Annotated in this window: 19 protein-coding genes and 2 pseudogenes; 16 read left to right on the top strand and 5 right to left on the bottom strand. The window is 40.5% G+C overall.

Annotated features, from left to right (window positions below):
• The first annotated feature begins 4 nt into the window (after positions 1-4).
• From KJA62_RS05005 to KJA62_RS04945, 13 genes and pseudogenes are all read left to right on the top strand, one after another.
• Positions 5-769, top strand: coding sequence for a ParA family protein (locus tag KJA62_RS05005; protein ID WP_213318894.1), 765 nt, complete (start codon positions 5-7; stop codon positions 767-769).
• Between the two features lie 7 nt (positions 770-776).
• A complete protein-coding gene (locus KJA62_RS05000; protein WP_213318893.1) occupies positions 777-1,544 on the top strand; it encodes a CT583 family protein in 768 nt (255 codons plus the stop codon).
• Between the two features lie 9 nt (positions 1,545-1,553).
• Entirely contained in the window at positions 1,554-2,111 is a 558-nt protein-coding gene (locus KJA62_RS04995) for a CT584 family type III secretion system tip protein (RefSeq protein ID WP_213318892.1), read from the top strand.
• 7 nt (positions 2,112-2,118) lie between these two features.
• Entirely contained in the window at positions 2,119-3,156 is a 1,038-nt protein-coding gene (trpS, locus tag KJA62_RS04990) for a tryptophan--tRNA ligase (RefSeq protein ID WP_213318891.1), read from the top strand.
• A 9-nt stretch (positions 3,157-3,165) separates the two neighbouring features.
• Positions 3,166-5,148, top strand: a complete 1,983-nt coding sequence (uvrB, locus tag KJA62_RS04985; RefSeq protein ID WP_213318890.1) for an excinuclease ABC subunit UvrB — start codon at positions 3,166-3,168, stop codon at positions 5,146-5,148.
• 15 nt (positions 5,149-5,163) lie between these two features.
• Positions 5,164-6,438 carry a phosphopyruvate hydratase gene (gene eno, locus KJA62_RS04980; RefSeq protein ID WP_213318889.1) on the top strand — a complete coding sequence of 425 codons (1,275 nt, stop codon included), beginning with the start codon at positions 5,164-5,166 and terminating at the stop codon, positions 6,436-6,438.
• Between the two features lie 150 nt (positions 6,439-6,588).
• Complete coding sequence (locus tag KJA62_RS04975) at positions 6,589-8,409, top strand: PP2C family protein-serine/threonine phosphatase (protein ID WP_213318888.1); 1,821 nt, start codon at positions 6,589-6,591, stop codon at positions 8,407-8,409.
• 6 nt (positions 8,410-8,415) lie between these two features.
• A complete protein-coding gene (locus KJA62_RS04970) occupies positions 8,416-10,278 on the top strand; it encodes a PP2C family serine/threonine-protein phosphatase (protein WP_213318887.1) in 1,863 nt (620 codons plus the stop codon).
• Positions 10,279-10,355: 77 nt separating this feature from the next.
• Positions 10,356-13,211, top strand: a complete 2,856-nt coding sequence (locus KJA62_RS04965; protein ID WP_213318886.1) for a hypothetical protein — start codon at positions 10,356-10,358, stop codon at positions 13,209-13,211.
• A gap of 21 nt (positions 13,212-13,232) precedes the next feature.
• Positions 13,233-14,234, top strand: a complete 1,002-nt coding sequence (locus KJA62_RS04960) for a porin (protein ID WP_213318985.1) — start codon at positions 13,233-13,235, stop codon at positions 14,232-14,234.
• Positions 14,235-14,266: 32 nt separating this feature from the next.
• Positions 14,267-15,220: pseudogene (locus tag KJA62_RS04955) on the top strand (porin); the annotation flags it as partial.
• 32 nt (positions 15,221-15,252) lie between these two features.
• Positions 15,253-16,134: pseudogene (locus KJA62_RS04950) on the top strand (porin); the annotation flags it as partial.
• A gap of 62 nt (positions 16,135-16,196) precedes the next feature.
• Positions 16,197-17,120 (top strand): porin, encoded by a 924-nt coding sequence (locus KJA62_RS04945; RefSeq protein ID WP_213318984.1) that lies wholly within the window; start codon positions 16,197-16,199, stop codon positions 17,118-17,120.
• A 4-nt stretch (positions 17,121-17,124) separates the two neighbouring features.
• Here KJA62_RS04945 and sdhB read toward each other — a convergent pair whose 3' ends face one another.
• The 5 genes from sdhB to KJA62_RS04920 all read right to left on the bottom strand — a co-directional run bounded on the left by sdhB (position 17,125) and on the right by KJA62_RS04920 (position 23,850).
• Positions 17,125-17,913: a succinate dehydrogenase iron-sulfur subunit gene (gene sdhB, locus KJA62_RS04940; protein ID WP_213318885.1), complete on the bottom strand. Its 789-nt coding sequence runs from the start codon at positions 17,911-17,913 to the stop codon at positions 17,125-17,127.
• Positions 17,914-17,922: 9 nt separating this feature from the next.
• Positions 17,923-19,809: a succinate dehydrogenase flavoprotein subunit gene (gene sdhA, locus KJA62_RS04935; protein ID WP_213318884.1), complete on the bottom strand. Its 1,887-nt coding sequence runs from the start codon at positions 19,807-19,809 to the stop codon at positions 17,923-17,925.
• 15 nt (positions 19,810-19,824) lie between these two features.
• Positions 19,825-20,682 (bottom strand): succinate dehydrogenase/fumarate reductase transmembrane subunit, encoded by an 858-nt coding sequence (locus KJA62_RS04930; RefSeq protein ID WP_213318883.1) that lies wholly within the window; start codon positions 20,680-20,682, stop codon positions 19,825-19,827.
• Positions 20,683-20,791: 109 nt separating this feature from the next.
• A complete protein-coding gene (locus KJA62_RS04925; RefSeq protein WP_213318882.1) occupies positions 20,792-21,595 on the bottom strand; it encodes a TatD family hydrolase in 804 nt (267 codons plus the stop codon).
• 122 nt (positions 21,596-21,717) lie between these two features.
• Positions 21,718-23,850, bottom strand: coding sequence for a protein-disulfide reductase DsbD family protein (locus tag KJA62_RS04920; protein ID WP_213318881.1), 2,133 nt, complete (start codon positions 23,848-23,850; stop codon positions 21,718-21,720).
• Positions 23,851-24,050: 200 nt separating this feature from the next.
• Here KJA62_RS04920 and KJA62_RS04915 point away from each other — a divergent pair, with 200 nt between their 5' ends.
• The 3 genes from KJA62_RS04915 to KJA62_RS04905 are packed head-to-tail and all read left to right on the top strand — an operon-like array spanning position 24,051 to position 26,059.
• A complete protein-coding gene (locus KJA62_RS04915; RefSeq protein WP_213318880.1) occupies positions 24,051-24,743 on the top strand; it encodes a MotA/TolQ/ExbB proton channel family protein in 693 nt (230 codons plus the stop codon).
• Between the two features lie 9 nt (positions 24,744-24,752).
• Positions 24,753-25,166, top strand: a complete 414-nt coding sequence (locus KJA62_RS04910) for an ExbD/TolR family protein (RefSeq protein ID WP_213318879.1) — start codon at positions 24,753-24,755, stop codon at positions 25,164-25,166.
• Entirely contained in the window at positions 25,163-26,059 is an 897-nt protein-coding gene (locus KJA62_RS04905; RefSeq protein WP_213318878.1) for a hypothetical protein, read from the top strand. The genes KJA62_RS04910 and KJA62_RS04905 overlap by 4 nt, the downstream gene beginning before the upstream one ends.

Here is a 26,059-nt window from a genome sequence, read left to right as displayed (position 1 = left end):
AGATATGAAAACTATCGCCGTAAACAGCTTCAAAGGCGGAACAGCAAAGACATCAACAGCGTTGCATCTGGGCGCTGCTTTAGCAACGTATCACAAAGCTCGGGTGTTGCTTATAGACTTTGATGCCCAGGCAAATCTCACCGCAGGACTGGGGTTAGACCCAGATTGTCACGACAGCCTAGCTGTTGTCTTGCAAGGAGAAAAGGACGTTTCAGAAGTTATTAGGCCTATAGAAGATACCAACATGGATTTAATTCCGGCTGACACTTGGTTGGAACGCATAGAAGTTTCTGGCAATCTAGCTGCGGATAGGTACTCTCACGAAAGGCTGAAGCATGTTTTGCTTAAATTGGAGTCCTCTTATGACTATGTCATCATCGATACCCCTCCCTCCCTTTGCTGGTTAACAGAGTCCGCGTTAATCGCTGCGAACTATGCCCTCATATGTGCCACTCCAGAATTCTACAGCGTAAAGGGATTAGAGAGATTGGCAGATTTCATTAGTGGAATATCTTCAAGACACCCTCTGTCTGTTCTAGGAGTGGCTCTATCTTTCTGGAACCATAGAGGAAAAAATAACGAAGCTTTCACCCAGCTGATTCAAAAAACTTTCCCAGGGAAACTTTTAAATGCTAAAGTTCGTAGGGACATTACAGTATCTGAGGCCGCTATACGAGGCAAACCCGTGTTTGTAACGGCTCCTGCAGGGAGAGCTTCAGCGGATTATTTAGAGCTAACAGATGAATTGTTATCTCTCCTAAAGGATTAGCTATCACATGACAAATTTGAAGACTATTCTCGAGGGCAGGTTTAAAAAAAAGCCCAATGATCAAAGATCTCAAAAGATGCGCGATCTTGTTCATAAACGGATAGAAGGAGATTTATCCCCTTTCTCTGGGATTTTTCAAACAAGACAGCTCTCCCAAGAAGACTGTGATCATCTGCAACATATTCTTACAAAATACTCCCCGAAAGAAAACTCTTCAGAAAAAACCTCAGACCTCCCGACTCTGCTTTCCCTGTCAGCAGAAGTCAAAGAAATTCATAGACAAGCTATTCTGTTACACGGGGAGCGCATTAGCAAGGCAAGAGAGCTCCTAAAAAAATATCGTGAAGGCGCTTTTTCTGCCTGGTTATTGTTTGCTTACGGCAATAGGCAAACTCCTTATAATTTTCTAGTCTATTACGAGCTTTATAGTTCCCTTCCGGACGCCCTAAAAAAAGAAGCTGAAAAAATGCCCAAGCAAGCTCTCTACACTTTAGCTTCTCGTAATGGCTCGAAGGAAAAGAAGGAGGAAATCATTCGCAACTACTGCGGAGAAACTAAAGATCAAATTTTATCTTTAATCCGCAGGGAATTTCCTTTAGAGGAATCTGATGCTCGAAGAACATGCCTTCTCTCCGCAGCAATAAAACATTTAGAAAAAGCCTCCTTACTATTGCAAGAAACGCCCCAGAAAGCTTCCAAACAAAAATTCTCTAAGCTTAATAAATTGCTAAAAAAGCTTGAAACGATTACAAATGGGCTTACTTCAGACGACTAGGAGATAGATATGGCACAAAAGACCGCAAACCAGATTGCTTTGGAAGACAATGTTTTTCTTCTCATTGAAGGGAACTTGAAGCGGATCTTCGCCACTCCTGTCGGGTACACAACTTTTCGTGAAGTGCAGAATGTTGTTTTCAATTGCTCAGAAAATGACCAGGAAAAGGCAAACTTTTTCTTTGAACTCCTTATTAATGGAAAATTAACAAAAGAACTGCCGGCCAAGCAACAAACTGCTGCTCACGCGCTCATCAGTGAGTTCATGATGCCCATTCGAGTGGCTAAGGATGTCCATGAACGCGGGGAATTCATTAATTTTGTCACTTCCGATATGATAGCCCAACAAGATCGTTGCGTTTTTTTGAACAGGTTGGCTAGAGTGGATGGTCAAGAGTTTTTACTTATGACGGATGTTCAAAATACTTGTCACCTTATCCGCCATTTCATTGCGCGTCTCATGGAAGCACAGAAGAATCCTGCTGGGGAAAAAAATCTTGCAGAGATTAGCGAGGATATCTTGTCTCTAAAGAATTATCTTGAAGAATTATCAAAAAGCCTTAAATAACTCCTCAATGAAAAAAATTCGTGTATTGACAGGCGATAGACCCACGGGAAAGCTTCATCTTGGACACTGGGTGGGGTCTTTGAAGAGTCGCCTGGCCTTGCAAGGTGACGAGCGTTACTCTTGTTTTTTGCTAATAGCAGATCTACACTGTCTAACAACTAAGCAACGGAAAGAAGATCTAGCCCTAATAGACCAGCATATCCATGATGTTGTAGCGGACTGGTTGGCAGTCGGTATAGATCCAGATAAAACCACGCTGTATTTGCAATCAGCCATCCCCGAAATTTATGAATTGCAGTTGTTGCTCTCTATGTTAGTGTCCCTGAATCGGTTAACAGTAATTCCTAGCATTAAGGAGATGGCTGCTAATGCCGCCATAGACGAGGCCAGCATTCCTTTTGGTTTGGCAGGCTACCCTGTCCTACAGAGTGCTGACATCTTGTTAGCTAAAGCCCAAGTTGTTCCTGTAGGCAAAGATAACGAGTCCCATATAGAGCTTACGAGGGATATCGCCAGAAAATTTAATCGGTTATACGGAAGCATTTTCCCCGAGCCTCAAGTTTTGCAAGGAGAGTTGTCATCCCTGGTAGGCATTGACGGTCAGGGAAAAATGAGCAAATCTGCTAATAACGCCATATTTTTAAGCGATGACGACACTGCTATACGTAAGAAAGTGCGTAGCATGTACACGGATCCTAATCGCATCCACGCAACAACCCCTGGTCGAGTAGAAGGCAATCCCGTGTTCATTTACCATGATCTGTTTAATTCCGATCCTGATGAGGTTAGTGAATTTAAAGAGCGATATCGAAGAGGCTGTATCAAGGATATTGAAGTCAAAGATCGTTTAGCAGAAGAAATAATTAAGTTTCTGTCTCCCTTCAGAGAAAAGCGTGAAGCTCTGCTAGCCAACCCAGTTCTCATAAAAGAAGCTGTAGCCAAAGGGACAGAAACAATGTCCAAAATAGCTAAAGAAACAATGGCTGAAGTCCGTGAAGCTATAGGATTTAGCAGACACTGGCACCAGCTGCTCTTCAATCGGTAAAAAGATTTCATGGGTTTCTCGCTCAATAGTTCTTATTCCCCTTGCGGAGACCAACCAGAAGCCATAAAATCTTTGGTGGAAGGCTTGCAAGCAGGAAGGCCTGCACAAGTCCTCAAAGGCGTTACGGGGTCGGGAAAAACGTTCACTGTTGCCAACGTCATAACTCAAATAGGTCTTCCTACCCTTGTTCTCGCTCATAACAAAACATTAGCGGCTCAGTTGTATTTGGAATTTAAAGAATTCTTCCCTACTAATGCCGTCGAGTATTTCGTTTCGTACTACGATTACTACCAGCCAGAAGCCTACATTGCGCGAAGTGACACTTACATAGAAAAAAGCCTTCTGATAAATGATGAAATAGATAAACTCAGACTTTCAGCTACACGCTCGTTGCTTTCTAGGAAAGATACCATTATCGTTGCCTCTGTTTCCTGTATTTACGGCATAGGATCTCCAGAGTATTATTTGGCAATGAGTATTTCCTTTCACGTAGGCCACACGTACCCCAGAGATCAGTTGTTAACTCAGCTTGCGGAGATGCACTATCGAGCTACAGACACCGTTCCTGAAAGGGGATCCTTTAGGGAGACAGGAAGTATTTTAGATATAGTTCCTGCTTATGACACTCAGTATTCTTTACGCTTAGAGTTTTGTGATGACGAATTAGAAACTATTCTTCTTTTACACCCTGCTAACTTCTCTCTCATCAAAACTTTACAAGAAATTACTTTATTCCCCGGCTCTCATTACGTCACACCTGAAGAAGTGCGAGAAAAAGCTTTGCGATCCATTGCAGCAGAACTGGAAGATAGGCTACTTTTCTTCGAAGATCGTCCGATAGAAAGGGAACGCCTTTTCAATCGAACAAAATATGATATGGAAATGATCAGGGAAATAGGTTTTTGTAAGGGTATAGAGAACTACTCCTCGCATTTCACAGGGTTACCAGCAGGTTCTCCCCCTTGTTGCCTCTTAGATTATTTCCCTAAAGATTTTTTGTTAATTGTTGATGAATCTCATAGAACTTTACCGCAAATTCGAGCTATGTATCACGGAGATAGATCCCGGAAGCAATCCTTGGTAGAGTTTGGATTTCGTTTGCCTTCCGCTTATGACAATAGACCTTTAACTTTTGACGAAGCCTACAAATATTTTCGTAAGGTTGTTTACGTTTCCGCTACCCCAGGTGAAGAAGAGATAGCAAAAAGTTCTGGGCTCATTGTTGAACAAGTAATTCGTCCCACAGGAATTCCTGATCCAGAAATTGAGGTTCGGGCGGCTACAGGACAAATTGACGATTTATTAGAAGAAATCCGTTCTCGTTTACAAAAAAATCTTCACGAAAAAATCATCGTTGTATCCCTCACAAAAAAACTTGCTGAGGATATTGCTTCTTACTTATCTAATTTAAATATTCGATCTGCGTATCTGCACTCAGGAATAGAAACCGCCGAACGATCAGAAATCCTTGCTGATCTGAGAAAAGGGTTCATTGATGTCCTGATAGGTGTTAATCTGCTAAGGGAAGGTATAGACCTGCCTGAGGTATCTTTGATCGCTATCCTAGACGCAGACAAAGAAGGGTTTTTGAGAAGTTTCTCTTCCCTTATGCAGTTTTGCGGCAGGGCAGCAAGAAATGTTTCAGGCAAAGCAATTCTTTATGCCGATATGATAACAGAATCCATATCTCAAACTTTAACAGAAACTCAAAGGCGAAGAGAAATACAACAGGCCTACAATAAAAAACATGGAATTGTCCCTAAGCCTATCATCAAAGAAATTGCATCCTCTTTGATTCCTAAAAAAGAAACGACAAAAAATAAAGGATCGGAGGAAGATCTATCTGTTCTCTCTAATGAAGAACTGGAGAGAATCATAAAAAAATATGAAAAACAAATGAAAGATGCTGCTCAAAAATTTCTTTTTGAAGAAGCGGCTTACTACAGAGATTTAGTTCAAAAATACAAGGAATTCTTGTTGTATAAACAATGATGAGGAAAAAACTCTATGCAAGAAGTAGCTATAGTTGATATTCAATCCCGAGAGATCCTGGATTCCAGAGGGTTTCCTACAGTATCCGTAAAAATTTTCACTGATTTGGGAATCGAGGCTGAAGCTCTTGTACCGTCAGGAGCATCCACTGGTACTAAAGAGGCCCTGGAATTGCGTGATAACGATAATCAGCGTTATTCAGGCAAGGGCGTTCTAAAAGCTGTCCACAATGTCAACACGACCTTACGTAAGCTTCTCGTCGGTCAAAATATTTTTAACCAGATCCTTATCGATACAATGATGTGCGAAGCGGATGGCACTTCCAACAAATCCAATTTGGGTGCCAATGCCATTCTAGGCGTTTCACTTGCTGTTGCTAAAGCAGCGGCAGCTTCTTTAGATATCCCTCTCTATCGCTACTTGGGCGGTGCTTTTGCTTCCATATTACCTTGTCCTATGATGAATCTTATTAACGGTGGAATGCACGCAGATAACGGGTTGGAATTCCAAGAATTTATGATTCGCCCTGTGGGAGCTCCTACATTTGCTGAGGCCCTACGTATGGGTGCAGAAGTTTTTCATGCGCTAAAAAAATTGCTCAACACAAAAAACCTAGCGACAGGCGTAGGAGACGAGGGTGGGTTTGCTCCAAACCTTTCTTCTAACGAAGAAGCTTTGACATTATTACTGGAAGCTATAGAAAAAGCTGGCTTCATACCTGGAAAAGACATTTCTTTAGCTCTTGACTGTGCCGCTTCTTCTTTCTACGATTCTAAGGCACGCCTTTATGCAGGATCAAGAACTAGTGAAGAACAAATAACTCTGTTGTCCAAACTTTGCAGTCAGTTCCCTATAGATTCCATAGAAGACGGTTTAGCCGAAGACGATATTGAAGGATGGAAAAAACTTTCAAACATTCTCGGAGATAAAGTTCAAATTGTAGGTGACGATATTTTCGTTACCAACCCGCAAATCATTGCTGAAAGCATCTCTCAAGGAATCGCCAATGCTGTCCTTATTAAATTTAATCAAATAGGCACTCTGTCAGAAACCATAGAAGCTATTTCTTTGGCACAAAGCAATGGATACGCTACCATCATTTCTCATCGATCAGGGGAAACAGAAGATACCACTATAGCAGATCTAGCTGTAGCCCTGGGAGCTGGTCAGATTAAGACTGGATCCATTTCGCGCTCAGAGCGCATAGCTAAATACAATCGTCTTTTAGCAATAGAAGCAGAACTCAGTAGCCAAGCACTTTTCAAAGATTCCAATATCTTTGCTTGTTAACGCTTCTTTTATCTTCATTTTTTCTCTGTTCGGAGTTTTTTTAAAGACTCCGAACTTTTTCCTCTAACTATTTTTTTTATCTTTTCCTATCATGCGGATATGATCCCCTTCACAAGAACGATAGGTTTCCGCCTTTGGCTCGCCTGCAGCGTGGCAATAATTACCCCTCTGGGGGTAAACATCTTCCTGCTGGCGAAGTCCCGATACCAAAAAACCTTGTCTTCCGCTGCCACAGTACTAAGAGAAGATTCAGCATTCAAGGTCTCGACGGTAACTAAAATTGTTCCTTTGTCAAGAAATGCATTATCATTTTTATCTGATGCTTTAGATCTAGATGAACGCTTCCCTTCTTCACCAGATCTATCTTTAAGTCAGGAAATGCACCACTTATTTCAAGAAGTATATAGCGAACTATCTCTGATTAAAATTGATCTCGAAAGTAGCCATCCTACGTCACTATCAGGTTCCATTATAGCCTCAACACGGATAGAAAAAATTGGGCAACAACAAGCCCTAAAAACTTCTTTGAACGAACCTTTTCAAATTTCAGTGTCTTACTCAGATATTGAAAAAGCTATCGTAGTCTCCTCTTCATCTAATATTTATAATAAGTTCTCTAAAAAATTAGAGGGAGTATTATTAACAACTTACAGTGCAGAAAAATTTTTCCAAGATCTCCTAATCGGTCAGCAAGAAAACTTTATTATCCAAACAGCTGTCATCACTCAAGATGGGTTAATTATCAAAGCCTCTGATCCTACTCTTTTTTTACACCAGCTGACAAAACCTTCCTCCAATATACGACCGTCCAAACACTTAACCATTGACACCTTGAAACTAGGTACTTCTTTTATAAAATTTCACCATAGCAACCAGGAAATGTGGGGATTCATAGAAGAAATTCCAGAACTTGAAATTTCTCTTCTTTCCTATTGTCCTAGAGATCAACTTCTAAAACCATTGAAAATAAGAATACTTCTATATTGTGCTTATCTACTTTTTATCGTTTTGGGAGGATTATTCGCTTATAGCATAGCTAAAATTCTTTCCTACCCTATTCGCAAGTTGGCCACAGTAATGACTCAAACTCGCTATGTAGACAATTCTACCCCTTACACAGCAACAAAATTTGGTTTTGAAATTAACCGATTGGGCACTATCTTCAATGACCTCATCCAAAATCTCTCTACTCAGCAAAAACTGGCAGAAAAAAACTTTCACAAAAAAGAATCCGCTCTACAAGAGTTACAACTAGGAGAACAAGCCCAACGCAGCCTCTTGCCAAGCTCCATCCCCACATATCCGGGAATAGCAACCACTTATAATTTTTCTCCAGCAACTACTGTTGGAGGAGACTTTTTTGATGTTTTTGTAAAAGGTGAGGGCGAGCAAGCACAATTTTTTGTCGTAATAGCCGATGCTTCAGGGAAGGGCGTCAATGCTTGCGGGCACTCTCTATTTTTGAAGAATATGCTAAAGACGTTCCTCATGGAACTATCTTCTATAGAAGAGGCAGTAAAAAAAACTGCTGTAACCTTTTTCCCTTTCACAGAAGAAACAGGCATGTTTGTCACTCTATGTATCTATCGATACACACATTCTTCCGGAATCATCGACTACTACTCTTGTGGGCACAACCCCGGATATTATATCTCCCCAGAAGGTGTGATACAAACGCTTTATCACCCAGGAATGGCCTTGGGATTTGTTCCCGATGTGCCCATATTTCCGGTATCAACACTGAAACCTCAAAAAGGTTCTGTAATTACACTATATTCCGATGGTGTTACAGAAGCCCATAATAACAAAGATCTCTTGTTCGGAGAGCAAAGATTACAGCAATGCTTGGAAAGATATTATAAACTGTCACCCAAAGAGCTCTCCTCGTCTATCCTTTCGGAAATTAAAAACTTTGCTGAAGATCATCCCCAACATGATGATATAACTTTGTTTATCTTTAAATTTCTCTAAAGAACTATGCCCAAACAAACTTTTACTAGTCGAATTTTACTATTCCTTTTTATCATCATCCCTATTCCTTTAGTTTTAAACTTAGGAATCTTCACTCTCTTCTCTTTTTCTGAATCTTTGGACTCGACAGAGCAATGTTTTCGAACTCATGCAACCAACTTAAGCTTAGAAATAAAGAAGGTTTTATCATTTAAAAAATTATTCTTAGAAAGAATCGCAAATACTATTGCTCTAAAAGAACTTACTGTTTCAACCCAAGAACAGGCCCTCTTTTCCACAGTATCTTCCGAGCTATCTGAAGTTTCTGATTCCTTTGAATTGTGCTTATTAGATAGCAAAACAGGCAAAGTATGGGCAAAAAACCCTAACGACCCATTTGTCTTTAATCTCTCTCAAAAAAACTCTTTAAGGAGTAAGTTATTCAGATATGCTGGCATGACATTTATCACCACCATATCTAACGCGAAATCTGAGGAAAAAATCCCTTATATTGTCATAGTCGAAGAAATAGATACTCCAAAAAATGGATTTTCCACGAGTTCGCTCTCAGGGTTCCTCATCTCTTTTCAGAAATTGAAAAACCTACAAAAGGAGCTTTTTCAAAATATCACTCTTTCCCATGGTGATATTTTACTTGTAAATCATCGAGGAGAAATCCTTCTAAGCTCCTCAGAATTTCTTCCTAAGGAGCTAGGTTTTGAATATTTCCCTTATACTTTTGAAAGCGCAGTCGATGGATTTCCGAATATTAAATCTAAAGATCCATCTACAGCTATTCCCATCTATACGCCTAGGCTCATGAAACACAGTAAACTAGTAGCAACTAAAATCCATGGAAAACATTACCTAGGGTTCCTATTAGATAAACTGCCCATAGAGAACACTTATACACTGTCTCTCTTACCATTATCTCAATTTCTTTTGTCAACCTTCCGATTACCTATAATTATCATCACTTTTTACATTATCACCTTCTCCTTAATGGCGTTCCTGTTAACAAGATTAAACAAAAAAGTTAGCAGACCTTTACAAGAACTAACAACGTGCATGGAAGCTGCTTGGAAGGGCAACTATAATGTTCGTTTCGAACCAGATAAGTATGGTTATGAGGTTAATGACCTCGGCAATGTATTCAATTGCACACTGCTCAGACTGCTTATTTCCATGGAAAAAGCAGATAAAGAATGGCGAGCTAACCAAGCTTTACGCAACGAATTATCTCTTTTGCAGTCTTTACAGATCTCTTTACTTTCTTCCCATTATTCGTTTAAGGACGGGATCCAAAAATTTTCTAATAAATCAGATCAACTTGCCCAAAGAGGTCATTTCGAAGGCTGGATCAAAAGAGAAAATTCCAGTTCTGAACCTCATCTTGTAGGAGCTATAGGATATTCTGCAGATAAGGGCCTACCTTCATATTTATATGCTCTGTCAGCAAAAAGTCTCTTCCTAGCAGAAGCTAGTACGACCTCAAATATTCAAGAAATCGGATCCAAAATTTTCTCCAATCTTCAGACGCTTGTATCGGCAAACCATTCAGTAAGCTTTGTCATCATTGACTTCGACCTTAAAGAGAAATCTGTAGACCTATCTTTTTTTGGAGAAACTCAGCCTAAAATTTTTTTGAGAAAAAATTCTACATGCAAAGAAATTTCGTTCTCTTCTAAACATGTCCTTTCTTCTGAAGATGCAATCATCATCGTTAGTGCAAGCGAAAGTTTTACTGTAAACCTTGCAGAGGAGATTGCTCCTTTTTTGTCTGATTCGTTGCATCCAGTGCGAGGAAATTCGCTCGTTGAACTATTTGAAGATGCAATAAAAACTAAACATCTTTCTGAGACAAAAATTTCTCTTTATCAAATGAATTAAAATAATTAGAGAGTTTACTGGAAGAAAGATGAAAGAAATGCTAAAGAAAGTTTAAATTAATAAACTATTCGAAAGTGATGAGAAATTTTCATCTCTCTGTTTTCCAAGATATCGTTAAGGCTAGAAATCTTTCTGATGAGGAGAGTATTTTCTTCGAGGAAGATGCAGAAAGCTCTCACCTACTTTCTTTCCAAAGATTTCTAAATCCATTTGCTTTTAGAAATTTAAAACTTGCCAGATCTTTGGCTCAAAGGATTATTTCTGATTCTGGTGAATTGGATATTTCTATTGTAGTATCCTCCATAACAACTTTATCTAAGGGTGTTTACCCTTTAGGCCCTTTTCGACAGGAAGAAGCTCCTTTTCGAGAACATACACTCAACATGCTAAAAGCTATCAAAGAGAAACCCGACATCAAAGACACTCTAAAACGAATTTTTCTTCCTACACAAAAAGCTATGCAAAACATTATTCGACGCACACTTGCTCTCCCTCCTGAAGAAGAACTTTCCGTTGCTCATGCCCGTAGAGCTGCTGTATCAGCTCTGCTTTCTTATCTTAGACAAGATGTCGGAACTTGCTTTGCTTCAGCTCTAGCCATCATTGTACAAAAGGAATATCCGGAAAAGTTTATTACCGATATTGACAAATTACTAAGCAGTGGTCGTCTATCAAGAATTATCGATGATAAGGAATATGTGGCCCCCATTAATTTATCTGCATCCTTAGGAGATCTGTACACTCCCGTAGCAATTTCTTCTTTGTACCCAGATCCATTCGTTGCTATAGCCTCCTCTCCTGAACTACTACAAGCTTTCTCCGCAGCCAATATCTTCTCCTTAGAACAACAGCCAGAGCGACAACTCCAAACATTGCTGGCTAACGAGTATTTAACAGAAAAACTTTCTGATCCTTTAGCATCGATTACTGCCCACGAAATCATCCAATCTACTTTACTTCACATCTTTAACCTTAAGGGAGATCAGGTCAAACAAAACCTTTCTTCTCAAAGAATCAGAGAAAAGGATGCTCCAAACGGGGCCTTCCCCAACACCCACCAATATCTGCAAGCTTATGAAAGAGCTCGAAATGCTTTTGTAGATATGTCTCAGAATGCCCTACTAAAGGTTTGGGAACTCTCGTTAGCTACGCTGGCAGAAAAACCCTCTGATAAAACAACTTCTCACCTACTAGTAGGTATGGGAATCGATAACAAAGACGTTTCTTGCATCGGCAGTGTCCTTGAAGAAACTATTCATAACCTGTTAGAAAAACTAAACCTAGCAGCGAAAGATTGCGAATCTAGGTACTATGAAGCTCAATCCCAGCTCGACTACGTAAATAGTCGTATGCAAAATCCCATAAACTCCCAAGACAATCAAATTTTGTCCTATGATCATCATAGGTTTCAGCAAGAATTAAATGCGTCCCTCTACGATTGGGAGCAAATAAAAGAAAAAATCAAACATTTGCTCTCTTTTCCACAATTTTTCTTTAAATCGTTATCAAACTTACTTCCAGCATATTTCAAGAGCTCCTATGATGCGGAATTGCTACCAACAGCAAGTGCTTCATATTCCGACTCCGCTGCAGGATTCCGATTGTTCTTTACCCACGGAAGAGCAAATAATTACGCTTGGTCCCCTATATACTCCTCGGCAGAATATATACAGTTCTTATCAAGCTTCTTTTCCTTTATGGATCAAGAAATTAAGGATAAACGATCCATATCTACCATCAAAGAAGAAGTAAGCTTCATTATTCAAAATATTACAGCTTTCATACACTCGGACATTTTCCTCTCCGGAGCTTTCGACAGAATTCTTTCTCACTACAACTGCCCCAAACAAGATTTATCAATAACAAAAACAGATTCTTTACCGTTTACACCATGGACATATATCTCTGGGGGATCTTTATCTATTTTTGCCTCTTGTTACTTTGAAGAAAGTGCTCCACTGGCAAATATGAAAAAACACCCAGAAAATGCCCATGAACTTATAGCTTTCTACGCAGACGCTTTAAAAGACCTTCCAATGAAAATCAAGAGCTACCTAGAAGAAGGACATAGTCTCATCACAACTTCTCCTAATCATGCTTTCTCCATAATCCCTTCCCATCCTTTATTCATAGATGCTTGGAATAACGATTGGTATAGCTACACATGGATCCGAGATGTATGGGTAAAACAACATGAGCAGTTTTTATCGTCCCATATACTCTCAAAACAAGAAATTCATGCCTTAATTGTAAAGCTCACAGAAAATTTACACTTCTCTTCCCTGGCAGAAGATATGTTTTCTTTCTTTGAAGATTTCTCTTTGACTCTCCCAGAATTCTATACAAAAATTTTAAAGTTCTTTGAACAAAACAACCAACATCCCAACCTACAATTAAAAAAACTCCTCTGTAAAACCCTTTTCCAATTGATTCCATTAATTCCAGAACAGTCAGTTCCTGACGCTGTAGAGAAAGTCGCCTCTTACGTTGGGGTATATTCAAAAGTAAAAAAAATTCATCTTCAACAAATAATAGAAGATCATTTCGGTAAATTTTCTTTCTTGTCTTCGACAGATTTTCTTCATTTGTTCTCTTGCATACTTCTCCAAGCTTTACAAAAAACACATTTTGACGAAGATCTGTACTTCCGTACATTATCCGCTATGCGACACCATAAACTTGCTTACCCCGCTCCGTTGCTGTTTGCAGACTCAAATTGGGACAATACTTACCTAGGATTTACAGTAAATCCGGGGAATGGTCTTGTAGAACTCTGGGGATTTAATTATGTCGGAGCCAATGGGTTCCCTATGGTAGAATGGGAACAATATCTAAATATTTCCCAGGAATGGGTCCTCTTCTCCGACCCTGTCCAGTACGGTATGCCCCCACCCCCAGGTTATCGATCTGGATTGCCTAAAGGATTTTTCTAATCCTTTAGACAAAACTATCAAATCAATACAAAAAGAACTAACGGAGATCCTTGCGACCCTTGCTCCACTTGGTGCGACGCTCTCTCTTTACGCGCGGGCTTCTTCGGCGACTACGTCTTCAATAGACTCCTTAAAACCGATGTACCCAATACCTTCTTTATGTCAGCAGCTAAAACAGGTACTGTAGGAGCTAACAGTTTTTCCGGTACAGAAAGACCAAATACAGCTCTTCACAAAAATATGACACAATCTCAGCTCTATACCAATGCAGGCTACCTCGCTCTCAATATCTGGGATCGCTTCGACGTCTTCTGTACCCTAGGTACTACTAACGCCTACATCAAAGGATCTTCGGCTGCTTTTAATCTTGTCGGACTATTTGGGAATACTGATACAACCGAAGCAAATAACATCGAAACAACCGTACCCAACGTTTCCGTCGGAAACGCTTTTGTAGAACTTTACACAGACGCAGAGTTTTCCTGGAGTATTGGCGCTAGAGGTGCTCTCTGGGAATGCGGGTGTGCTACACTAGGTGCGGAATTCCAATACGCTCAGGCCAAACCCGAAATCTCCCAAATCAACGTCGTCTCTAATGTCGCTCAATTCTCTATCGCCCATCCTAAAGGTTTCGTTGGAAGAGATATTAAACTTCCTTTACCTACACTGGACGATAAATCCATTCCTGATCTCAGCAAAACTAAATCTGTGTCAGCAAATTATAGTGAATGGCAAGTAGGATTGGCTCTAGCTTATAGACTTAACTTTATCTCGCCTTATGTCGGTATCAAATGGTCCAGAGCTAAAATCGATTTCGATGGCGCTTATATCGCCCAACCTCAGCTAGAAACAGCAGAATCAGACCTTCTTACCTGGAACCCAACTTTAGCCGGAACTGGTACAGCGACGCGATATGCAGACCTCTTAACAAAAGTATCCGTCACCTTGAATAAATTGAAGGTTAAAGGATTAGACCCCCTATACAATAGAGGGTCTTATACATCTATTAGGCTTTTCTTGTAGAAAAGCCTAGCCTCGAAGCCCACGCTCTCTCTTTACGCGCGGGCTTCTTCGGCGACTACGTCTTCAATAGACTCCTTAAAACCGATGTACCCAATACCTTCAAAATGTCCAACCAAGGTACAGATGCAGCTCATGGGCAATTTACTGGCAAAGATTTAACCAACGTGGCTCTGCACAAAAATATGACGCAATCGGAGCTCTATACCAATGCAGGCTACCTCGCTCTCAATATCTGGGATCGCTTCGATGTCTTCTGTACCCTAGGCACTACCAATGCTTACATCAAAGGGTCCTCAGCAGCTTTTAATTTGGTTGGACTCCTGGGCATTAATGATACAAATACGTCAGGGATAACTGATGTAGATAAAGCCGTTCCAAATGCTTCTATTGGAAATGCTTTTGTAGAACTTTACACGGATGCTGAGTTTTCTTGGAGCATCGGTGCTAGAGGCGCTCTCTGGGAATGCGGGTGTGCTACACTAGGTGCGGAATTCCAGTATGCCCAAGCCAAACCCGAAATCTCTCAAATCAACGTCGTCTCTAACGTCGCTCAATTCTCTATCGCTCATCCTAAAGGCTTCGTCGGAGAAGATGCTAAACTTCCACTACCTACAATGGCTACAAATTCCACTCAACCAAATCTTACAAAAACCAAATCTGTGTCCGCGAACTATGGTGAATGGCAAGTAGGACTTGCTTTAGCTTACAGACTCAACTTTATCTCCCCCTATGTCGGCATCAAGTGGTCTAGAGCTAAAATCGATTTCGATGGCGCTTATATCGCCCAACCTCAACTTACTGAAGCAAAATTTGACTTACTTACCTGGAACCCAACCTTAGCCGGGGACAAGATAGATACTGCTGTTACAGATAAATTTCAAGACGTACTCACTAAAGTATCCGTCACCTTGAATAAATTGAAGGTTAAAGGATTAGACCCCCTATACAATAGAGGGTCTTATACATCTATTAGGCTTTTCTTGTAGAAAAGCCTAACCTCGAAGCCCACGCTCTCTCTTTACGCGCGGGCTTCTTCGGCGACTACGTCTTCAATAGACTCCTTAAAACCGATGTCCCTCCTACTTTTAAAATGTCGAACCAAAGTACAGATGCAGCTGCAAGCAGTAACTTCACTGGCAAAGACTTAACCAACGTGGCTCTGCACAAAAATATGACGCAATCTGAGCTTTATACCAACGCTGGCTACCTTGCTCTCAATATCTGGGATCGCTTCGATGTCTTCTGTACCCTGGGCACTACCAACGCCTACATCAAAGGATCTTCCAATGCTTTTAATCTCGTAGGATTATTGGGAGTTACTGATACGGACACATCAATAACCGACATAGATAAGGCCTATCCTAATGCTTCAATCGGCAATGCTTTCGTAGAACTCTACACCGATGCTGAGTTTTCTTGGAGTATTGGCGCTAGAGGTGCTCTCTGGGAATGCGGATGTGCTACACTAGGGGCAGAATTTCAATATGCTCAGGCCAAACCCGAAATCTCTCAGATCAATGTCGTCTCTAACGTCGCTCAATTCTCTATTGCCCATCCTAAAGGTTTCGTTGGGGAATTTGCTAAATTACCTTTGCCAACAAAAACCACAACCTCTCCATTGCCAGATTTTTCAAAAACAAAATCTTTATCAGCAAATTATAGTGAATGGCAAGTAGGATTGGCTCTAGCTTATAGACTTAACTTTATCTCTCCTTACATCGGTATCAAGTGGTCCAGAGCTAAAATCGACTTCGATGGCGCTTATATCGCCCAACCTCAACTAGATGCAGAAAAGTTGGACCTCGTCACCTGGAATCCCACACTGGCTGGAGATAATTTAGGCACAGTAACAAATCAAATGAAAGATGTTTTAACAAAAGTATCCGTCACCTTGAATAAATTGAAGGTTAAAGGATTAGCCCCTCTATACAATAGAGGGGCTTATACATCTATTAGGCTTTTCTGCAAGAAAAGCCTAACCTCGAAGCCCACGCTCTCTCTTTACGCGCGGGCTTCTTCGGCGACTACGTCTTCAATAGACTCCTTAAAACCGATGTACCCAATACCTTCTTTATGTCTGAGGAGGAATCAGATACGGCTGTATCAAGTCACTTCGTAGGAAAAGAAAGACCCAACGTAGCTCTGCACAAAAATATGACGCAATCTGAACTCTACACCAATGCAGGCTATCTCGCTCTCAATATCTGGGATCGCTTCGATGTCTTCTGTACCCTAGGCACTACTAACGCCTATATCAAAGGATCTTCGGCTGCTTTTAATCTTGTTGGACTCATTGGAAACACTGATGCCATCAATGCAACAGTTGTTCCTAACGCCTCCATAGGAAATGCTTTCGTGGAACTTTACACGGATGCTGAGTTTTCTTGGAGCATCGGGGCTAGAGGCGCTCTTTGGGAATGCGGGTGTGCTACACTAGGGGCGGAATTCCAATATGCTCAAGCCAAACCCGAAATCTCTCAAATCAATGTCGTCTCTAACGTCGCTCAATTCTCTATCGCTCATCCTAAGGGATTTGTTGGGAAAGAAACCAAACTTCCTTTACCAGCAGAATCCTCTGGAGCTCCAAAATTAGAAAAAACAAAAGCTGTGATTGCTGATTACAGTGAGTGGCAAGTAGGATTGGCTTTAGCTTACAGACTCAACTTTATTTCGCCTTACATCGGTATCAAGTGGTCTAGAGCTAAAATCGACTTCGATGGCGCTTATATTGCTCAACCACAGCTAGACTCAGCCTTATTCAATTTATCTACATGGAACCCCACACTATCCGGAACATCTACAGGTACAGCTCATGCGGATGTTTTAACCAAAGTATCCGTCACCTTGAATAAATTGAAGTCTAGAAAAATATTACCTGTTTTATGAACAATTATTTTTTCTTTTTTTTCTTAAAGAAGGAGCTAAAAAAAGAAAAAACTTCATGTTTCAAAACAGCTCTTCCCATAGCAGAAATACTTTCCGTTAAAGGTAATTTTTTGGGACAAACTCTTACGCAATTTTGCGCTTGCCCACACCCCTCTAAACCTCCTCTGCTTGCCAGAACCTTCAATCGCTTTCTCGTATTTCTGTCTCCTGGATAAGTATTGAAAAGTCGCGCCTGTGAAACGGGTGCAGGCCCAATAAAGTCCGATTCGTCGTGGACTTGTGGACACGATTCTGCACAACAACCACAAGTCATGCAAGTAGACAACGTGTACATTAACTCCTGTTGGTCCTGAGACACAGCGACTCCATATTTATCCCCCTCCATTGGATTCTCCACCCAAGCCTGTACTCTTTTGAGGTTCTCAAACATGATAGATCTATCAACCATTAAATCTCTGATTAAAGGAAACTTAGTAAAAGGGGCTAAAGTGACAGTGTCTGTCCCTGTTTCCTCTAATAGATTAGCTATCAATGCTGTGCAACCTTGAGCTGGTCTTCCGTTGATAAGCATGGAACAGGATCCACAAACATCTTCCAAGCAACCTTGTTCCCATACAATGGGATCAACTGATTTTCCGTCTATATTGACGGGATTTTTCTCCACTTCCATCAGAGCACTTATAACATTTTCCCCTGGCCGCAAAGGCAAAGAAAACTGCTCCCAAAACTGACAACCTGGTGTTCCTCGAAAAACCTTTAATATAAACGTCCGCGAAAATTTCTCGTTACTCAAAAGACCCTCCTATACAGGCAGCTTTATATTTTGAGGTACATTCATTAACTCTATCTTTTCCTCTTTATTTCCCTTCGTGTAATCTCTGGACACTGGCACAACATGTCTTACATCAACAGGCACGTAGGAAATAGATGGTTCATCTAGAGAGTAACTTGCAATAGTTGTCTTCAACCAATTTTTGTCGTCTCGTTCAGGGAACTCCGGTTTAAAATGCGACCCCCTAAATTCATTTCGCAATAAAGCACCCTTAGTAATAGCTAAAGCCAGCTCAAGCATAGGCTTTAACCTTCTAGCAAAATGGAAGGTTTTGTTGGCAAATTTTGAAGAATCTTGTATCCCTATATTGTTAAATCTTTCTCGAAACTCTTTAAGCTTTTCTAAGGTGTCTTTCAAGTCTTTGTTATTTCTTTTTACTGTGACATTCTTCACCATAACGTCCGCTATTTCTTCATGAAGACGAAAAACATTTTCTCTGCCAGAATTTTTCAATAACTTCTCATTATATTCTTTTTCCTCCGTTAGAGAATTTTCAAAAACCGAAGAAGAAACTTTATTTTGGTGTCCCTTATCTCTGATGAAAGCGGCTACTTCATCGCCCGTTAAAAACCCTGCGTAAATACAAGATAATAGCGAATTTGCCCCTAACCGATTAGCTCCGTGATATAGGAAATCTGACTCCCCACAATTGAAACAGCCTTCTAAATTTGTCATATGCCGGTAGCGTTTATTTCTATCAATATCATCAGCAGCTGGCCAATCCACCCAAGCCCCACCCATGGAATAATGAACAGCAGGAAAGATCCGCATAGGCGTAGTATTTGGATCTTCTCCGGTAAATTTTCTGTAAATTTCTAAAACAGCTTCCAATTTTTTTCTGTTTTCAGCAGGTAAGTGTGTGACATCTAAAAATACTTCCTGACCTCCCCCAATACCCATTCCAGCTTCACACACTTGCAAGATAGCTCTAGCTCCCACATCTCTGCTAACCAGATTTCCGTAAGCGGGATACATCTCTTCTAGGAAATACCAAGGTTTTCCTGTCTGTCCACAAGCCCTTTTCGAACCATCAGGGAATAGCAAAGTCTTCGAAGCATCCCCAGGGACCCAAATTCGTCCACCCTCTCCTCGAACAGATTCTGATATCAACCGTAATTTGTCTTTTCCTGGAATAGCTGAAGGATGGATCTGAATAAATTCAGGATTCGCGTAGTGCATACCTTGCATGAATAATTTTCCATTAGCAGACCCTGTGCAAAAAACAGAATTTGTAGACAAGCGAAATATAACGCCAGGCCCGCCTGTAGCTATGACAACAGCATCTGCTGACAAAATCTCCAGACGGTTATTGAATAAATTCATGAGAACAACACCACATGTCCGTCCAGAGTCATCCATCACTAGTCTGACAAACTCATGGTTTTCTCTTTTCGTAATGTGGCCGGCCACTTCCCTGCGTCGTACTTGCTCATCTAGAGTATACATCAACTGTTGACCAGTGGACGCTCCACAAAACACTGTTCGACTATAGAGTGTTCCTCCAAAACGTCGTACATCCAACTCCCCTTTTGAATTTCTGTTGAAAGGACATCCCCAATTATCCAACATTCTGATAATTCTAGGAGCAGCCAAGCACATTTCTAAAACAGGGGGTTGATCTGCTAAAAAATCTCCCCCTTTTATCGTATCGTAAGCATGTCTGTGAGGAGAATCCTCCTCTCCTTCCTTGAGATTGACTGCAGCGTTTATTCCACCTTGAGCACAAACAGAATGTGACCTCTTAACTTTGGTCAAAGAAATGATTTCCACAAGCAGCCCAGCGTCTGCTAACTTTATCGCTGCAGATAATCCAGCCAATCCTCCCCCGACAACGATAACTCTACCACTTCTTCCCATAACAAGCCTTTTTACTTAAAACGCAAAATGTAAACTCCAAATGGTGTAAACACCCAAAATTGAAAATATAGGAATAATTATCCCATAAATTCCCAAACGCAAAATTTTTTGTTGCCTGGCTGTTTCAACAACTCCCCATCGGGAACAAAACGTCCACAACCCATTAAAACCATGAAACACAGAAGTTAAGACAAGAATTGTATAAAGTATTGCTACCCAGAGTGAAGCCAAAGCCTTTCTAACAATGTAATGGAAGGCTTTGCCAGCACTCGATGCCAATATTAGAACTTTCTCATTAGCCAGATTTTTCTCCAACTCATCGGGGAAAGCCAGTCTTTCTTTCTGGACCAGCACTTGATATTCTGCTGTTTCCCCCACCGTTGGAAGAACTTGTTTCCCAAGAGATGTCACGGCGAAATAAAATTTTCCTCTCCATTCCACCTTGGACGGGTATAAAACAAATCTCATGTGTACTACATGAAATCCTACTGCTAATAGAAGTGCCCAAGCTGTAACGCGTTGCCACACGTAAGCATGATTTCTTGCAAAATTACACTTTGGAGTATTTCCATACTTACTGTGCGTATTAAACTGTCCATTAATTGCATAGACTACCCCAATGATAGCATGTACCATGAAAGGTAAAGCTAAACAGAAAATCTCTATAAATTTTAAGCCTGGGATAGCGTGAAATCTATTGACAAGAGCTACAAAAAACTTCCCGTTACCTCCAAAGGACGACGCCAAAAAATTTGTAAGAAGATGTTCACACAGAAAGAATGTGAATGCTACCCCAGAAATAGAGTGAAGTACTCGCAAGAAAAAAGAAAACCGACCACCAGCTACACAAGGTTTCTTGCTTTTTTCATACATCAAAGGCTCCTGTTTCAATTTATTTCTTCAAAATAAGCTGAAAAGGGAAAAATTTGTAAGAAAAATCTGGCAAAGAATTCTCGAGCTTAAAGAAGGTTATCTCCTTATCTTATTGAGAATCACTAATTCTTTCATGGATAGAGAGCATCTGATACATGTTGGCCTTCACTATGTTTGCCAATTCTGAAACAGAAACTCCCTTCAAAGAAGAGATTTTTTCAAAAGTATGCCGAATAAAAGCTGGTTCATTTTTTTTCCCTCGAAAAGGCACGGGAGCCAAATAGGGAGCATCCGTTTCTATTAGAAGAAGTTCTAAGGGCAAAGCTTGTAACACTTCCCTCAAGGACTCAGCATTCTTAAAAGTGACTATACCACTAATGGAAATGTACCAGTCTCTTTCGACTAGCTGCATAGCTTCCTCAGAAGATCCTGTAAAACAGTGTAACATTCCAGGTCGCCCATTCTTATAAGTAGTATCTATTATGGCAAAAAAATCCTCAAAGGCATTCCTACAATGAATTACTGGCGGGAGATCACATTCTAGAGCCAAAGACAAATATTTCTTAAAAACCTCTTGTTGACGGACTTTCTCTTGCTCATTGTGAACAAAGCCATAATCTAACCCAATCTCCCCAATAGCAGATAACCTTCCTTCCCGAGCTGTTTTGGTGAAAAAAGCAAAATCCTCTTCCATATCTCCTAAAGCATCTTGAGGGGGAGTTCCTGCAGCATGAAGAAATCTTATGTTTGGAGAAGCCTCCGCATAGCGGAAAGCATTTTTTAATTCTTGTTGAGTCGTAGAAACGTTAAGCAGAGTTCCCACGCCTTCTGCTTCAGCTCGTAGCAAAACTTCCCAAATATCATCTTGGAAAGATTGATCTGCAAGATGAAGATGCGCATCTATGAGAGACATAAAATCCTTCCGTTACCTTATGACTTAGACAGGTACTCGTATCGTCTCTCCAAACAAAACGGAAAGACGAGAGGACATCAAACTACCTGTTCCTAGTAAATAAAACTAGTAAAAATCTTCTACTAGGTCACAGAGTCTATGGTTGTCTCTATGACTTTCTGAGATAAATTCTGAGGCAAAAGGATAGGCTTTGAATATCTCCCTGGAGGGTAATAAGCGTAAGTAGGCACGCTAGCTCTACCCAATCGAGCTAATTCTTCAGTAACTGCAGAATCTTTTTTTGTCCAATCGGCTTCCATGGTTACAATATTGCGACTCTTGAAAAAGCGCTGGGCTTCTGGGGCATATAATACTGGCTTGTTCACTTGGCAAGTTAAACACCATTTAGCAGTAAAATGAACAAAAACTCCTCGCCCCTGGCTTTGATACTTTTCCACTTTCTCTCTAGAAAACTTTTCCCACCCAGCGTTAGGGAAGGAAGGGGCAGTTCTATCTTTCTCAGTCCAAGAAGCTTTCACCCCTAAGAACAAAGAAAAACCCAATATCACGACTGAGACAGTAATAGCAAAGCATCTCTTCCTTCTGGGCGTAATTGGCAAACCCCATCGGCCCAAAATCCACACAGCAAAAGCAGCAACCAGGAGAGCAACTAACAGAAGATTAACAGCTTCAACATTTGTTTCCACACTAAAAATCCAAATCAACCAAACCACGGTAGCCATCAACAAAAACCCAGTGATTTGTTTAAATGTTCCCATCCAAGCACCAGGTTTTGGCAGGAGAACAAGCAGTCTAGGAAACAGAGCTAGCACAAGATATGGCGAAGACATTCCTAGTCCCATACTGGTGAAAATACTTATTTGTTTGACAATCGGCAGAGACATTACCAATCCTAGCACTGAACCAAGAAAGGGGCCGGTACAAGGAGTAGTGATTAGCGTAGCCAAAACGCCGTTGAAAAAAGAACCTGCCCATCCGGAACGTTTTCTAGAAGAATCATAATGGCTACCTAAGTTAACAAAAATCGCCCCCAATTCAAATAAGCCTAAGGAACTTAGAGAAAATAAAAACATCGACAAAATAAGAATCATTAAGAATGTCGGATCTTGCAGCTGAAAACCCCACCCTATGTTATGGCCTAACAACTTAAGTAGAGCCGCTGCTGCGCCCAAAGCCCAAAAACATCCGATAACACCACAAACAAAGGCTAAGCTATTTTTCACCACAGAACAATTATGTTCACCAGAGGATTTTACTAAACTGTACACCTTAAGAGTAATCAAAGGCAAAACACAAGGCATAATGTTTAATAGTAATCCTCCTAGGAATGCAGAAGCTAGAATGAGTAAGAAGGACGACGAAATTAAGTCTGAAACTTCCACAAGTCCGGGCATTTTTTCATCAAAATTTGTGTTTACAGCCAGGGCTTGAGCAACATTCCCCCCCTCATCCTTCAATAGCAGGATTCCTTTAACAAAAGAAACTTGCTCTGAACCTGGTGTTGTTTTTACCACTAGAGTAAATTTTTCTCCGTCTTTAGAAGAGAATAATTGCTCACTAGAATAATCAACGGCTTGGTCTCTAGTCTCTGGGATAAATTCAGCACCACAAATCTTGGCTGCTATAGAACTTTGTAAGGAGATAGTAATTTTCTCCTCCTCTCTGATAGCTACAAGAGACTCCTTTTCTCTATCTATAATTCGAGGTAGGGATAGGAGCGTTTGGGCAAAATCTGCCGCGCTGTCATTGTTAAGTTTAGGAGCCAAAGAACTTGCTTGCAGAGACAACTTCATTTCTGCCGCTTCTGGCTCGCAGCTACTGGCACAAGCCAACCAGTTTGCCTTAGCTTTAAAAATATAATGCTTACCCTCCACTAACCTTTCTGCGGGAATAATTTTCGCTATAACTAAAACAGACCCCGTGTATCCATAACTCGTTATATCTGCTTCCTTAAAAATTTCTGGGCAAGGCCAAAACTCTTCGGAAATACGAAACTCTTGAGGAATCTCCCAGGATATTTCCAGAGGTTGCCCAATTTCCCCAGGATTTTTCCAATATATGTGCCCACCTTCGGGGACTTTCAACTTAACAGCTAAATGAAAAGCTTGCCCTTCAGAAATATGCGCGGACTCAGAAATAAGAGTAGCCTTCGACGAATTCGTTTCGGCAAAAAATTCTTTTCCCTGAGAAACTGTAGGGGCAAAGACAAGAAGAAGACCCCAAAATGTTGCTAGATAAGATTTTATTTTGGACATAATTTACTATCTAAATAACGTGAAAACCATATATTATTATTTCATTTTATAATAAAAGCCACCCTTAGATTTAATTTGTTAAAAATTTTTAACAAAACAATCTTGGATCTATAATAAAAATCTGCTAGGATCATCGTCGAGAGTTTAAATTCTTTCTATCTACTACAGCTAACTTAAAAAGAACACCGAATTTCGATCCCATGATACTTTTGGCCCAAAATCCCGTTTTTTATGCTTATAAAGAGGCTGGCTTCTTCGGAAAAGCAATATTTTTATTACTACTACTAATCTCCGTCTTCACGTGGATAATTTTGCAGCAAAAGATCACTGTCCAACAAAATTTTCGTAAGTCAGGCAGAAACCTTAAAGAATTTCTAATAAAAAACCGCAATACTCCTCTCTCTCTGGATATTCATCCGGAGATCAGCCCCTTCGCCGACTTGTACTACACTCTAAAGAGAGGAACGCTTGAATTACTGGATAAAAACCGAGCAGCTTCTCCTGACAAAGGTCCTGTTCTTTCTAGCGAAGATATTCTATCTTTGGAAAACCTCTTCGGCGTAGTCATGCCTAAATATCGTTCCTTACTAGGGAGAAATAATTTTATTCCAGCAACTGCTATTAGCGTGGCTCCTTTTCTTGGGCTTCTGGGGACCGTATGGGGAATCTTAGAGGCTTTTTCTGGGATGGGAACCTCAAACGGAGAAACACTAATGGCAGGGATAGCAACGGCTTTAGGTACAACAGTAGCAGGTTTGTTAGTAGCCGCTCCTTCTTTGATCACCTACAACTACTTAAAAGCGCAGGAAAATGCCCTAACTTTTGAGATTGAACAAACTGCCTACCTGCTTCTAAATGCTATCTCTGTGAAGTACAGGCAAAATACTCTTTAAGGTTTTCGTATGAAACGATTCCTATTTACTTCCAAGGAGGAAGACGAGCCTTCTGTGAATCTCACTCCACTAATAGATGTTGTTTTTGTCATTCTCATGACATTTATGGTTTCTGTCCCTTTTATTCGCTTGGATTCTGTGACCCTCTGCCCTTCATTAACAAAAAATACATCTTCTCCTGAACAAAAATCACCAGAAATAGTCCTTCGAGTTTTTGCCAACAATACAGTCACTGTAAACGATCAAGAAATAGATCTGTCTTCCTTGTCAGCAAAATTAAAAGCTTTAAAGCAACAATTTCCTAGCGCTATTCCTCTCCTCTTGCATGATGAAAAAGCCTCTTTTGGAACTTACAGAAGAGTAAAGGACCAAGTGGAAACAGTTGGATTTAAAGATCTCCACGTAGCTTTGAGGAGTTCGTGAATAAAAACTTTCCCTTTGGCAAAGCATTTTTTTCTTTAAGCCTTCATGTTGTTTGTATTTCGCTATTATCTTTAGACATTGCTCCCTCCAAACGGCCTCTCATAAAGTTACGAGAACATTTTGTGGAAACTTTCGTAGAAACATCTTTGTTATCGTCAGAGCAACGAGTCGGGAACTCATCAACACCTCTTCTTTCCCCAACTGCCATACCAAGCTCTCGCCCACAGGAAGGAATATCCTCATCAAAAAGCCTTGAGGCCCGAGAATATTCTTCCACTGTGCAATCCTCTCTCCTCTCTTCACAAACACTTACTCCCAAAGAAATTTCTGAGAAAACTCTACCCTCTAAACAGTCACCACAGAAACTCCCTTCAGAGACCTCAAGAGAGCAAAAAACATTTAAAGAAAAACTTCCTTCTCCTCCGACAAAAGTTATTCTTAACACAAAAACCGATGCCCCATCTCAGCAGAAACAAAATACTGCAGATAACTACCGAAACGAAAAACTCCGCGAATTAGCAAAGATGGCTAACGAGATGACTAAACGTTTGGAAGCAGATAACAAACGTTTACATGATCCCGTACTGAGGAAAACAGCTGTTTTTGTTTCCACCGGAGATGATGCAGAAAATTCTGTAGGATTAAACCCAGAAAACTTGACTCAGCTTTTACGTAAACACCTGGTTTTACCCTTACCAGGAATATTACGCATGCAACTTTCTATCTCCCCCACGGGAGAGTTGTTAAACTGCCTTATATACGAATCAGAAACAGAACTTAACAAGCAGTATGTTTTATCAAAAATTCACAAAATTTCTTTCGAAGATTTTGTAAAAAAACACAAAAACTCGAAAAATATCTCTTTCCACATTAAACTCGTGGGAGAGCCTTGA

The organism is Chlamydiifrater volucris (genome assembly GCF_902806995.1).
In the GTDB taxonomy this organism is placed as follows: Bacteria; Chlamydiota; Chlamydiia; order Chlamydiales; family Chlamydiaceae; genus Chlamydiifrater; species Chlamydiifrater volucris.
Note: the sequence above shows the minus strand (reverse complement) of the source record. Positions and strands in the feature narration are given on the sequence as shown.